The organism is Dyadobacter sp. CY345, assembly GCF_021502725.1.
Lineage (GTDB): Bacteria > Bacteroidota > Bacteroidia > Cytophagales > Spirosomataceae > Dyadobacter.
Genome location: NZ_JAKFFS010000001.1, coordinates 2178314 through 2192055, shown reverse-complemented (window position 1 = coordinate 2192055; position 13742 = coordinate 2178314). Strand labels below are relative to the sequence as shown.

General features: G+C 39.2%; 13 protein-coding genes. 3 read left to right on the top strand and 10 right to left on the bottom strand.

Features of this window, described 5'->3' with window-relative positions; genetic code table 11:
• Positions 1-4 precede the first annotated feature (4 nt).
• Both L0657_RS09275 and L0657_RS09270 read left to right on the top strand, forming a co-directional pair.
• Positions 5-781, top strand: coding sequence for a glycosyltransferase (locus L0657_RS09275; protein ID WP_235150305.1), 777 nt, complete (start codon positions 5-7; stop codon positions 779-781).
• 20 nt (positions 782-801) lie between these two features.
• Positions 802-1569, top strand: coding sequence for a glycosyltransferase (locus L0657_RS09270; RefSeq protein ID WP_235150304.1), 768 nt, complete (start codon positions 802-804; stop codon positions 1567-1569).
• A gap of 23 nt (positions 1570-1592) precedes the next feature.
• Here the strand turns inward: L0657_RS09270 and L0657_RS09265 are convergent, their stop codons facing one another.
• From L0657_RS09265 to L0657_RS09240, 6 genes are all read right to left on the bottom strand, one after another.
• On the bottom strand, positions 1593-2771 hold the full coding sequence (locus tag L0657_RS09265) for a glycosyltransferase (RefSeq protein ID WP_235150303.1): 1179 nt from the start codon (positions 2769-2771) through the stop codon (positions 1593-1595).
• Between the two features lie 56 nt (positions 2772-2827).
• Positions 2828-3658: a beta-1,6-N-acetylglucosaminyltransferase gene (locus L0657_RS09260; protein ID WP_235150302.1), complete on the bottom strand. Its 831-nt coding sequence runs from the start codon at positions 3656-3658 to the stop codon at positions 2828-2830.
• Between the two features lie 26 nt (positions 3659-3684).
• Positions 3685-5235, bottom strand: coding sequence for an O-antigen ligase (locus L0657_RS09255; protein WP_235150301.1), 1551 nt, complete (start codon positions 5233-5235; stop codon positions 3685-3687).
• 159 nt (positions 5236-5394) lie between these two features.
• On the bottom strand, positions 5395-6573 hold the full coding sequence (locus L0657_RS09250; protein WP_235150300.1) for a glycosyltransferase: 1179 nt from the start codon (positions 6571-6573) through the stop codon (positions 5395-5397).
• The gene (locus L0657_RS09245; RefSeq protein WP_235150299.1) at positions 6570-8750 is read right to left on the bottom strand and encodes a lipopolysaccharide biosynthesis protein; all 2181 of its coding nucleotides are present in this window, start codon (positions 8748-8750) and stop codon (positions 6570-6572) included. Before L0657_RS09245 ends, L0657_RS09250 begins: the two co-directional genes overlap by 4 nt.
• Positions 8747-9418 carry a TolC family protein gene (locus tag L0657_RS09240; protein ID WP_235150298.1) on the bottom strand — a complete coding sequence of 224 codons (672 nt, stop codon included), beginning with the start codon at positions 9416-9418 and terminating at the stop codon, positions 8747-8749. Before L0657_RS09240 ends, L0657_RS09245 begins: the two co-directional genes overlap by 4 nt.
• A 113-nt stretch (positions 9419-9531) precedes the next feature.
• Here L0657_RS09240 and L0657_RS09235 point away from each other — a divergent pair, with 113 nt between their 5' ends.
• Positions 9532-10149 (top strand): DapH/DapD/GlmU-related protein, encoded by a 618-nt coding sequence (locus L0657_RS09235; RefSeq protein ID WP_235150297.1) that lies wholly within the window; start codon positions 9532-9534, stop codon positions 10147-10149.
• Between the two features lie 59 nt (positions 10150-10208).
• On the opposite strand, the gene L0657_RS09230 is transcribed toward L0657_RS09235, so the two are convergent.
• The 4 genes from L0657_RS09230 to L0657_RS09215 all read right to left on the bottom strand — a co-directional run bounded on the left by L0657_RS09230 (position 10209) and on the right by L0657_RS09215 (position 13707).
• Positions 10209-11429: a sugar transferase gene (locus tag L0657_RS09230; RefSeq protein WP_235150296.1), complete on the bottom strand. Its 1221-nt coding sequence runs from the start codon at positions 11427-11429 to the stop codon at positions 10209-10211.
• A gap of 20 nt (positions 11430-11449) precedes the next feature.
• Entirely contained in the window at positions 11450-11839 is a 390-nt protein-coding gene (locus L0657_RS09225) for a response regulator transcription factor (protein ID WP_235150295.1), read from the bottom strand.
• Positions 11840-12333: 494 nt separating this feature from the next.
• On the bottom strand, positions 12334-12918 hold the full coding sequence (locus L0657_RS09220) for a DUF4202 domain-containing protein (RefSeq protein WP_235150294.1): 585 nt from the start codon (positions 12916-12918) through the stop codon (positions 12334-12336).
• Between the two features lie 153 nt (positions 12919-13071).
• Positions 13072-13707, bottom strand: a complete 636-nt coding sequence (locus L0657_RS09215) for a pyridoxamine 5'-phosphate oxidase family protein (protein WP_235150293.1) — start codon at positions 13705-13707, stop codon at positions 13072-13074.
• Between the last annotated feature and the right edge of the window lie 35 nt (positions 13708-13742).

Sequence of the window (13742 nt, the reverse complement as noted above, 5' to 3'; positions counted from 1 at the left end):
ACTCATGAAATATACATTCCCAGATACGACGCTACTAATAACACATTACAACCGGAGCGAATCCCTTGATCGTCTTTTAACCACTTTCGACAAATTAGACTGCACTTTTGGCGCTATCATCATTTCAGACGATGGCAGTCGCCCAGAGCATTTAAGAAGAATAGGTGTTTTAAAAACCCGCTACCCTATACAGCTAACAACGGCCGATGTCAACAAAGGTCTTGGTAACAATATAAATAAGGGACAAGATATCGTGAAGACGCCCTTCACTTTGTATGTCCAGGAAGACTTCGAACCATCTGAAATATTTCCGGCTCATTTTGAAGATGCCCTAAATTTTATGCGCGAGGATCCAAAATGGGATATCGTAAGATTTTACGCTTATTTCAAATATCCGAACTTGAAACCATACAAGAAAGGATTTTCAGAAATGGTCTATTCTTTCTGGGACATGAATCACTTAAAATTCTATTATTACAGCGACCATCCGCATTTAAGAAGAAGTGATTTTTTAAAAAAATTCGGCAGATATCCGGAAGGTATCAAAGGTGATTTAACCGAATACCGAATGGCAATCCATTTTCTCCAGAGAAAAGGCAAAGGCCTCTTTTTTGACGATTTCACGAAGTTATTCTATCAGAAAAATTCTTCTGATGAGCCAAGTACAATGGAGCGCCCGGATTGGCGGCTAAGTAAAAATCCTTTAATTCAGCTGAGCCGCCTGGTGTATCTGCGTTACCGCTGGCTGAAAAACACACTGGATCTTTTAATAATGAATTAATTTTTTGCGGCTCAACAACGATGGAAAACGACTATTTTTTTAAGGATATAACCTTGCTGATTACCCATTACAACCGGAGTCAATCGCTTGAACATCTGTTGCAATCCTTTACGGACCTTAACTGCAGGTTCGAAGAAATCGTCGTTTCCGACGATGGCAGCAAGCCGGAACATATTACATACCTGAATGAACTTCAAAAGAACTTCGATTTCGAACTTATAACTACCAAAAAAAATAAAGGGCTGGGTAATAATATAAACAAAGGTCAGGATGCTGTAAAAACGCCGCTGACACTGTATGTCCAGGAAGATTTTACACCTACTTCAATTTTCCCGGAAAGTTTTAAAAATGCAGTCGGTTTGATGAATCAAAAAGCAGATCTGGACGTGGTGCGTTTTTATGCCTATTTTGAATATCCATATCTTAAAAACTCAGAGCACGGTTACTATGAAATGGATTTTAAGTTGTGGAAACCAGGATATCAGAAATTCTACGTTTACAGCGATCATCCCCATCTGCGCAGAACAAACTTTTTCCAAAAGTTTGGCCGCTATATCGAAGGAGCTAAGGGAGATGTAACCGAATATAGTATGATGATGTCCTTTCTGAAAAATAAAGGGAAGGCCATGTTCTATAAAGATTATACAAGCATTTTTTTGCAAAAAAATTCAGAAGCCGAGCCAAGTACGATGAAACGAGATATCTGGCGGGAAAGTGATAATGTCATCCTGACCCAGTTACGCCATTTATACCGGCATTTGAAGTTTAATCTGGATTATTTGAAATAAGTATTTACAAAATAAGGCAACGTTTAAAGCGATTTCTCAATCGCTTTATAAATTTCTGCAACACTATTTTCCCAGGTATGCGAACTTGCAAATTCCCTGCGCTCAGCTGATTTTGACGTCGAATTTTCGGCCAATGCCTGCTCGATCAGTATGACATAGTCCTCCTTGGTTTCTCCGAGATAAACGTGTTTTGAAAACACGCTCATAGCATCCGTTTTCGTTGCAACTGTCGGCTTTCCAACCGCCAGATATTCGTCAATTTTACGAGGATAATTCCCTATCGTCACTTCATTGAGTAGCTGAGGATTCAGACAAACGTCGAATGAATTGATATACGCAGGCAATTGGTCAAAGGTCTTTGATCCGGTAAAAACCACATTTGGTAACATGTGCAAACTACTTTCCCTGAATTCATTATCCTCAGGACCAACCAGCACAATGTTCCAGGTTGGACGCGAAATTGCTATATGACGAAGCAGATCCAAATCCAGTCTCAGACTTTGCAATGCTCCAACATATCCGATTCGGGGTGAATTAATAGCTATCATGTCCTTTGGTGTCGGATCGTTCGTGCCATTCATGAAAATATCCAGATCACATCCTTGTCCGACGTAATACGATTTTTCATTAAATTTTCGGCAATAATCTGCCAGATATGTGGAATTCGCAACGCATAAATCGCTTTTAGCAATGAGTTGAGGTTCTAATGCAGTTCCATGTTTCTTCCAGTAATCCACGGCGAGCATGAAATCCCGGGAATAATAAATTGAAAGACGCGGCTTCAAATACTCTTTCAGATAAAAGCTACGGAACATATCGTTGTCGTTGAAATGAATGCAATTCTGAAACCCGAGCTTATCCGCAGCGGCCCTGATACTTTGAGCAAAAATCCTGTTGTTCCGTTTATTAAGAAAATTAAAGATTAAATCTGATGAAATCCAGTTGACCGACTCGATCATCTGATCAGGATTAAGTACCCAAAGGTTCTCCTGAATTTCTTCCAATCCGCTTTCTTGCTTATTAATTACTCTTTTTCGCTTTGCTATTTTAGGATCATTACCGTTTTTCATCAGACTGATTCTGTCAAGCGCGGAATTGACATACAAAACCCGATTCGTCTTACTGAATTCCAGGGCGATGTTTTTGCAATTACTGCCAATTTCCACGTCCCAGGCCTGTTGTCCGGTAATAATAATGTCCATATAAATCTTTAATAACGTGAGTATAATCCCTGAACTGAAATGCTAATTTCCTAATCTTAATCCAGTAGATCCATGATCTCCGGATGTTTTGACATACTAAATTTCCGGGCAAACAATGCGTTTGAAGCTTTCAGCGTTGGCAGATCGGCTTCTGTCAAAATCTCCGGACTTGCTTTCCCTGCGGACCAGTCTATATACCGTAAATTATTGTTGACCAAACGGTCCTTAAACTCCGAATTATACAGAATGGTCTGGAAAATAATCTCGTCAGGTGCCCATGTTAACTTGAAAAAACGCACCACTTCGGGATATTTTTCCAAATAATTTAAAATAAATTTCACTGCCTCTACACTTATGCTGAACCATTGTGACTTCCCGACTGGTATCAGATTATTAGGCATTTTTCGTGTTGGTGTCAATCGATTGAGCCACTTCTGAGCGACGTACTTTCCCGGAAAAGCGTAGTTTGTCAAATGATATTCCGTCAATCTGGGTATTGCTTCCGTCCATTCATCGTAAACGGACAGATATTCCATAAAATTTTGACCGCTATGTTCTTCAAAAAACTGATGGATCTGACTGGCTTTTTTTAGTGGATAATCTGCACCACTCAACAGGTTTACATAGTCAACGCAAAGATCTGAACTTAATATTTCTTTAAAACCATTAATTGTGGCCTCAATAATACTATACGCTCCCCAGCCCACGTTCACCCGATCTTTTACAAAGTAAACCTGCTTCTTGTCTTTCAAAAACATGAATGAATCGAGCTCTGTTTTTTTATCAATATGTATAAAAAAAAACGCGTCCGGATTTTGTAATCTGTCAATGAGTCGCCCCAATTGTTGAGAATCGCAATGAGCCAGTATCAAATGAGCAATTTTCATCAAACAAAAATCAAATTTGTAAATTATTAAACCACAACATTCATCCTGGCAGCGTAAACCTTATCTGACAGATCCGCCTCTTTTTGCCTCTTTGCGATTTGCTTCAATTCTATTCTTCGGGTGATATTGATCAGTGCCGTTGCCAGATAAAAATAAATATTTGACGGAAACTGCACCAGCGCCTCCTGCGGATAATTTCCGATATTATAGGCAAAAACGATCATAAGCATTGTCATGCAATATGTTTTGAGTTCCTGGTCTTGAATAAGAAAATAGTTGTTTATTCCTTCGCGAAGAATGAAAAACATGAAAATGCAAAACAATAAAAGTCCCACCCACCCTAGCTCCACGGCGATCCTGACATATCCGCTATCCGGGGGAAAATTTGCCAGGTAAGAATTCGGAGCAAAACGTTGTCCCCAGGCACCAGTAGCGCCTAACCCTCCTCCTATCGGATGAGCCCAGATATAAGGCTGGATCCGCTTTTGATTGGCTGTCCGCAATTTAAAAGATTCGTCATCCGATGGTTTAAAAGCAGTTTGGAAGCGGACGATATTCGAGTTTGAAGTAGGAACAAAAATAAGAAATACCATAAAGACACCAGCGATTGCAGTTCCGAACAATACCTGTCTGTTAAACCTCAGAATAAGAAAAAGAACCATTGCAGCTGGTAAGAGCACATAAGCGCCTCTGGTCCCTGAAAATAACATGGCTGAAAAGAACAAGGCAATGAGTAACATTAACACAATTTTCTTCCAAAAAGTCCTGACATAAGTTAGCAATCCGATGCAAAGAATACTGCTTACGACCATGTTATAAGAGAACGCTACCGGATCAGAAAAGATGGAAAATTTCCGCCAGTGACCGGCAATAAAAAGCAAATTGGCAATGTTTGGATCTGAATGAAGCCACTCGTCTTCAGCAGCCGAGAAGCCAATATATTCTTGCTTGTAGGCATAAAGTGCTGCAAAAATTGAAAGCAGCAACCACATTTTTATAATTCCTCTGATCGCACTTACCGTTTTTATCTGGAACATAAAAACGAAATACATGAGCATCACAACAGCCACCGATCTTATTGTATACACCCAGGCAAGCCTCGATTCAGCAATTGGATTGATGACTTCCATAATATTATACCCGATCCATACCAGGATCATGAAACTGATGGGACCACGAAAAACACTCCAGTCAGGGTACTTTCTCTGATAAATAAAAAAACCTAATATCAGTAAAGCCTGAATCCCGTCCATGGCAGTTCCTAATGGAAAGTTAATTCCCACTCTCATGATAAAAAACAGCAAATAGGCCATTATTAAGAGAATAGTGATACCAAAAACGGGATAGGCTACAATACCAAATACGACAGTGGGGACAAACAGGACGACTAAAATCAGCGCTGCTGCAGTGATACCTTTATAAGCGATAAGAGTCCCAAAAACCACGGAAATAATCAGCAGCGTGATGATACCAACGGGATTATTAAACTTTTCAATCCAATACCATTGCTTTAATTTCCCCATCAAATTGTGGCGGGTTGCCTTCTTATTGCCCAAAAAAAGGATATTCTCTTCCACTTATAAGAATAGTATTTTGACAAAAAAAATAAAAACACTCACAAACGCCAGTAAAAGTGCCAATTGCCTCATTATTTTCTGTAAGGGGGTCAAATGGCCAAAAATGGACGTTTCTTCGTCTTTTTCCTTATTTTTTTCCGGGTATATTTTCATATTATTCTATTCCTTCCCGGTTGGCTGTCCATGGCGAGTTGCTACGGAAATCTGATTTGCTTTGCCCGCTTTGAGTAAAGCCATTACCTGAAAGAAAATGAATTTTGGTATATTAACCAGCGACTGATAAATCCGCTGATCTGTCTTTGAAACTTTCAGGGAAATGTAAAATCCGATAACAAAAACGACCATTGCAAGAAACCAGATCAAAGCCATTACCGGTGCAATGAACAGATTTATAAAAAGAAAGAACCCTGAAAGCAAGAGAAAAATGAATAAGGGGGGCCGTAAAAGAACCAACCCGAAAACGATCTGATTCCAGTCGAAACCAGCAATTCCCTTAAAGAAAATCTTAAAGCCGAGCGTAAAATATTTAAACCAGGTATTGATCCATCGCGCTCTTTGATTTACAAGCTGATCTGTTCCGCTGGTTTTTTCATCGTAAACAATAGCCTTTTCAGCAAAAGCGATTCTAAACTTTCTGCTTACAATTCCATCTTGCAGAACCTTGTCAAAACCAGCTCCGGTGACGTCCAGATGTTCGAGACATTGTTTGTAAAGAGGCGTTGTAAAGGCCATTCCTGAACCCGCAAGTGTAGCTGAAGAGCCCGAGCCGAAAAGAATTTTCCCGTCGTAAAAATGATAATAAATATCACGTGCTGCATCCAGGCATGCATAAGTACTGTCGAGATTTTTAGCTTCCCTGACACCTTGCACCGCATAAAAACCTAGATTGAAGTATACATTTAATTCGTTGAGATATTCTGGATCTGTTAAATTGTCGCTATCAATAATAGTCAGATGTGAATGAGGCCTGATAAAATTTCTGATTGCATAAAAATGAGATCTTGTATTACTTCCTAAAACTTGCTCAGGCCTGAGAAGTGATACTTTCCCTGATTCGAAATGCAAATTTGTAATGTCGCACTTATCGGCTACAACGTAAATGTGAAAATTTGAATAGTTAAGTTTCAACAGTGAATTTACCACTGCAGGTAGCTGCTGTATCTGTTCATAAGCAGTTACTATGATACCATAATCCGGCATTTCGGGCAAGGTCGAATTTCTGACCGCATTTCTGACAGATCGACGCAACAAATATATCAATAACAAGAGAACAGGAAAGACGAGATTAAACCCGATTAAAACCTGAACAAAAATCCATAGGTAGCTTATTACTTTCATACTTCTAGTATTTTATCCAGCTTGCCTGCCTGTTCAGGAATATCCTCGGTATTCGTTAAAATCCAACCCGAAAATTTGTCTCCAACATTTTTCAGGTACTGAATTTTAGATTGATCATCTTCTGCAATGGTGTGACCGGCAGAGAACACAGCGACAACACGGTCAGAAAATGTGACCCATTCTTTCGCTTTGTTCATTGCTGCCAAAGAATCTGTTTCAATTAAAATGATATCAAACTGGTTTTTTAATATCTTAATTTTTTCGCCGATCAGTTTCTCGTCGTTCAATTCAAGTAAGGAAACATCCCCGCCTTTATTTCCAAGAATACTTATTTGTCCGCTAATTCCTTCCAAGGAAGACTGATTATTCAGAAAAGTTTCAAAAAGCGTTGCATCAGGGTTTAGTTTGGAAATATCCGGTTGACCAAAATTTCCATCAATAATCAAAACAGTTTTACTGATCTTCGAAAAAGCCCAGGCCAAAGCGAGCACAAAAGATGTTTTCCCAACACCATAAGTTAAGCTGGTAACTGCGATAATTTTAGGATCATTTATCTCATTATCAATTTCATAACGAATTGAACGAACCAGGTTTTTATATAGTCGTATTGATTTCCCGTCCGAGGAATTCATCCCGGAAAGACTTATATCTGACTCCCTTCCCAGTAAGTTTAGATAGCCGAGTACAGGCATATTAGTCGCGTTGGCCAGTTGCGCCGGGTAACGAATTGACTTATCCAGATAAAACAGAATAAAGAATACGAACACGCAAAATGTCAAACTGATTATCCCGGAAAGTATAACTAGCACCATCTTTTTCGATGCCTGAACTTCACCTGGTAAAGCTCTTTCAATCATTTTGAGATAAACTGGAAAGCTAAATTCCAGACTTGCCTCATTGTATCTTTGCAGCGCCTCGATATACTCTTTACTTGCAATATCAATCCCCGTTTCAAACTCCTGAATTTTAGCTTCATTGGGTACCAGGCCATCAAATTTCCGATTGAGCCTGTCCAGCTCGCCCTGTATCGATGAGACACTGTTTTTGGCTAATTCTAGCGATATTTCCATCGTAAGTTTCTGCGTTACCAGATCCTGTTTCAATGCCATCGGATTATAAGCATATTTATCAGAAGCCAATGCAATCTGCTCTCCAAGTTTATTTTTCAGCGAATCGATGCTGAACTTTAATTTGGAATCAAAGTTATTTTGGATGTATCGCTCATTTAAGGATTTTAGAATGATCTTGTTGGCGACAATACTCTGGTTAATCTCAGTAAGCGCGCTTTCAAAGTACTTTCTGTCTGTCGGATTAAATTTATTGTCAATATTTTTGATCGCTGCACCATAGGCAATAATATCTTTTTGTGACATTTCTCTACGGGTTTCAAAATCAGACATTTGACCATAAATACTCTTCGCTTGCTCATTCAGGTTCAATACCCGGTTCTTGATTTTGTAATTTCGCAGCGCATTCATTCGCTCGTTTAGAGCAGTCATCTTCTGCTGCATGAAATTTTGAAGAAAATCAATTGTTTTCCTGTTGTTGTCGACAACGCGGGAAGAGTTTAAGGAAATAAATTCTTCGGCTAGTGTGTTGACTACATATGCCGAAAGGTATGGATTGTCTGATTCGTAATTAATATCGATATAATCACTGCTGCCCGTACGATAAATGGTGAGCTTTTCTCTGAGCGATGCAGGGTCATAATGCATGTCCTCAATGATTTTATTCAATTGATTTTCATACGGATTCCAATCAAAAAGCTCCTCTCTCGCCTTATATTTCTGAGTGATTACAGCGATGGCCTTGGCCCTGTCAGCCTTACTCATATCCCTGAGTTCCCTCACAGGCTCCCGCCACGTCGAATCTTTAATTCCCTTTAAATCATTTAATATCAGACGATAAGAGACCTGTTCCAATGTTCTTTTCAGGAATACCACCTGAATAAGACTTTCGAATTTTCGCGCGATCTGGTTTTCCTGCTCATCTTTCGCTTTGGTGACGACCTGATCCGTTTTGTCCACCAGACCAGTCGCTATCCGTCCACGGGATTCAAAAGAGTCCGGGAGTTTTTTGACCAGAAAGTAACACACAATCACTGTGATCAGTGGGACCACAATAAGTGTAATTTTGTTCCTTTGCAGTAATTTTAAAAATTGTAAAAAATCCGTCATTTTATCTCTTCCAGTTTTTGCCCCAGCAATTCTTCCAAATTGCTTTTTGCATTTAAAACATCAGCTTCCGCATTGATAATATTCTGCACGTGGTCAGATTGTAAAATCAGTGCTTTGTTGTAATTGTCGAGCGTTTCCTCTCCTTTTTCAAATCGGTGCTTAATGATTGTAAGCATATTTTCAACATCCAGGATGGCCCCGGATCTTATTTTAAGCACTGCAACTTTCTGAACATAAGTGAAATACCGTTTTTTTACCTCTGCCTCCATACTTAAATCAAAGGCTTCTTTGTCGTGTTTTGCAGCAGCAAACTCTCCTTTTGCCTGCTTGATAATACTGGGCTTCTGCAGCAAGGAACCTACGTTGGCGAAAAAACCTAACTGATATCCGCCAAGGAAACTGGCAGTCCCGGAGGTGGCGTTGCTGTTGTTGGGACTGTATAAATAGCCTGCGGAAAAGATATCAAAATAAGATAACTTGGCTCTTTTTACTCCATACTCAGCCACACTCACACGGTCTTCAAACATCTTGATCTTCGGGTAATTTTTCTTGCAGACTGCCAGCAATTTTTCGAGATAATCGTATGAAATATCCCTGGCCAGCGATTCTTGTGCTTGCGCATTTTGAACGATGAAAAAGGAAAAAAACAAAATCACTGCGTATCTCATCTGCATTAATTTTTGAAAAAATAAAATATTAAAAACTACATTTGTTTGGATAAGGCAAACAGCCATCTGTTAAAAAAGCAAGAAACTCAACGTTCTTAAAATAACTCCTAACCATGTCGGTTTCCGAAAAAATAAAAAACAATCCAAGACTTAAAACATTCATTCACTGGATGTTAATTCCTACCAATCAGGCTCGTCCAAGATTATGGGTAAGAATTTTCTTAAATCCGTTTTATCATCAAAAGGGAAAAAAAGTAATTATTCGACGTTGGGTTAGAATGGATGTTGTTCCGTTCAACCCGTTCTCAATCGGGAACAATTCTGTTATTGAAGATTTTAGTACCATTAACAACGGTGTCGGTGCGGTACAAATCGGGAAAAACGCTCTGGTTGGGCTTGGTAACGTTATAATTGGCCCTGTTAAAATTGGAGATAATGTCATTCTTGCTCAAAACATTGTAGCAAGCGGATTGAATCATACTTACACAGACATTAGCCAACCCATTCATAAGCAAGGTGTCAGCATAGCACCCATCATTATTGAGGACGATTGCTGGATTGGCGCCAATACCGTGATTACCGCCGGAGTGACCATTGGTAAACATTGTGTAGTGGCTGCCGGAGCTGTTGTAACCAAAAATATTCCAGCTTATTCGGTAGCCGTTGGCAACCCTGCGCGGGTAATTAAGAGGTATGACGATACGCAAAAAGAATGGGTAAAAACCTCTTAACATAAATTACTCAAAGTAAGTCTGTTGCGTGAAATTGAAAATGTCGGAATCTTAAATTATTAGACATTTTCAGATTGAAACAATGCCGGAAAAGTTTTTAGGATAATTTGCATATCCATCTTAAAAGAAAAATTTCTTGCATACGTGATATCAAGTTCCGTCCTTTCTTCTTCCGACATGTCAGATTTCCCCTTGCCTCTTTTGGTAACCTGCCAAAGACCAGTAAGTCCCGCAGGACCTGCAAAACGTAAAATGGCATGATCCGTTGTCAGCTTTTCCGCTTCATAAAGTGGCAAAGGCCTATTTCCAACCAGAGACATATCCCCTTTCAGAATATTGATGAGCTGGGGTAATTCGTCCAGACTGGTATTCCTCAAAAAATTTCCAATTCTTGTAATTCTTGGATCGTTTTGAAATTTCATGAAAGCGGCTTTCTGTTCTTTTTGTGTCTGATAGACTTTTTCGCAAATCTCTTTTCCATCGAGAAATAATCGTCGGTTACAAGATCCGCCTCCTCGACAAACTTCACAGAGATTTGAATTTTCAGCCTTCACTTCGGCAGAAGGCGTTTTGACGTTATACATATTCAACGCAGCCATTTTGCGGATCATTTGATCGGCATCGGTACGCATAGTCCTGAACTTGTAAAGGTCAAAAATCTTATATCCGCTCCCCACACGCTTAGACTTGTAGAAGACCGGACCTTTGGAGTCGAGCCGGATAAGCAGCGCCACAAGAAGAAATATTGGAGATAACAGAATTACAGCTGTTCCTGTGGAAATAATATCGATTGCTCTTTTCCAGAACGGCGTCTGATTTTTTTCGGATTCTATTTTTTTGGAAGCTTTGCTGGCAACATACCACTTGCGTTTTGTGAAATAGTGCAGCCTGTTCAAAAGGTCTCCCTCTGAAAAATTAGTTGCAAAAATATCGTCTGCCTTCTTCACCCGGGCATTTTTAACAACCGCAGGGTTCAGATTTTCCACTAAAACGATAAATGGAATATTCCCGAAACCGGGACTGTTTCTCACAGTATCTAAAAGCTCCCAGGCGCCGCTTTTTACATGGGCCAGAATTGCATCCGCTGGAAAATAATCTTGCAACGCTCTCAAAAGTTCTTCCTTTTCCTCGAAATATTCTATCCGAAGAAAAGCGCCGTAATTAGCCACGAACCATAAATATTGGTCAAAATCTTTTGTCAGATAAGCAATTCGGTATTGTGCAGAAGGGGGTACTTTTGTATCAACAAAAGTAACTTCAGACTGACTTGTCCATTCCATCGTGTTGCAGGTTTACGGTATCAGGAGTATCTTTTGCTACGTCTCAAAATGGCGTTAATCTTGGCATGAACTTCCACCGGATTAAACGGCTTCACCATAAAATCATCTGCGCCAAGGTTAAGACATTGTATTCGTTCACTACTTTCATCGGAACCGGAAAGTATGATGACAGGAATATCCGCATAAAGATTACTAGCTCTTGCAGTTTTCAGAAATTCCTTGCCATTTAAATTAGGCATTTGTAAATCAGCAATGATAAGATCGACTTCGTTCCCTTCTTCCAGCCATAACATACCTTCAGCGCCGTCGCTTTTGACAAATACATTAAAATCCTTCTTCAAAAAATGCTCAAGTATCTTGCAAATACTTGGCTCATCATCCATTACAAGTAGATTTTTTCTAGGGTCCATATGTTGAGTAAAATCGGATATACTTTAAAAGTCTTTTATAGTGCGTGTATAGTCCTGTAAAATTTTGTAGAAATAGTTCATCGAGTAACTTTGCATTAAGGTCTGCTCAAATGCACTAAAATCTGCCTTCTCATCAAGATATGGGAATAGTGATAAATAATCGGGTATGAATAGTGCTAAATACAACACAGATTTGAAGTTATTGTAAATAGTATGTGTATTTAACTTGTCGAATAACTTGCAAAGTAAAATTACGAACAATGTCTACAATCACCAAGTCAAACTAAATATTATTTTATTTAAATTCTCAAATCGACTAGGATTTAAGAATTTTAAAGTTGTTTTCTGATAGTAAATAAATGGGTAATCCAGCCTGCGAAGCGGCTAAGCGGTCGTTTTAGATATTAAATTTTACGGTAGATGCAATAATTTAAAACTTGAAGAAGTACAATAGAAATAATACTAACAGTTAGTTTATTTCAACATTAATAAATTCAATTATCACGCAAAGCTTTTGTAATCAAAGCGGTTCCAGCTTCGCTAAATTTTAAATCCAGGGCATGCTTTCTTCCGGGCTCGCTCATTTTACCCCATGTTTTCCGAAGTATATCAATCATTTTTTCTTCATTTACCTTCTCAATCAGGTCGTCGAACTGGAACTGAAGAAAAACCAGGCAAAGCGCATTTTCAATAGTCTGAACATCTTCGTCCGTTTTTAACCGTTGTTTTTGGATAATTTCCCGCACACGTTTAATGGTTTCATCATCATATCCAACTTCCTTCAACAGCTCTGACGCAGTTTGAGCATGAAATTTACCCAGGTCACTTCGCCACTTTAAATAACCAACTCTACCCTCTGGATAAGATTTACGGGAAATTTCCCAGCGACCAATATGTTGTGCCCGGGATGCCAGCAGCAGACTTTCTGACGCTTGTGGTTCCAGTATTTTCACCCAGTCGTACAGTTTTAACGCGTAAAAGTATTCAGATGGAAATTCCTGATTTTCCCAAAAAACAGTTTCCGGCGATTTTTTATTATATGCGTCAAAAAGGGTAAAAGCTTTCTCTAATTTGTCCATGGTGATATTTTCTGCATTAAATCGACAATGTTACAAATAAAAGATAAATACGATAGAAATTTAAAATCCTGATAAAACATCTAAAACTAAAAAGGCTCTGAAACCACAAAGGTACTTTGTGATTCCAGAGCGGATGCAAAATCTTGGGCAGGGTTACAAATGTTGTAAATGAGCTGGCAGCGAAATATTTTCACTTAACGAATCACTTATTGGAGATAATCTTTTGTTTGACAAAGGAATAAGTCCTGACCAGATCGGCAGCTCCAAATCTTCTTCTTCATCGTTTGGCATACCTGTTCGTGCTTTCGCAGACGATTCGTCAAGTTTAAAGGCCAGGGCCGTTGTTTTTTTAACCTCATTTGGCTTAACCGGCCGCAAATATTCCCAACTATCCGGTACCACTTTGTTGGTCAGCCATTCAAAGGATGCCAGTTTTTGCTCATAATCCTCGATTATTTCTGCTTTGGAGAAAATTACAACAGACCGATAGTTCACCGAATGGCTGAAAGCAGACTTGGCAACTACGAGTGCGTCTACCAGCATGACTGTGATGCAAACGGGAATCCCTGTGGCTATTTGCCTGATAAAATGACTACCTACTGAACCGTGTATATAAATCTTATCTTCATATCGCACGAAGGAAGTCGGAATGGAGAATGGCTGATTATCAATTGAATAACTTATAGTGCAAAAAAGCGCTTCATCCAGGATTGGATAAATTGAATCAGAATCAAAACGGGCCTTTTTAGCGGCGCGGCTAGGGACAAGATGTTCGAGTGGTGCTGACATATCGTTTGTTTTTTTACAAAATTGTTTGTTTATTG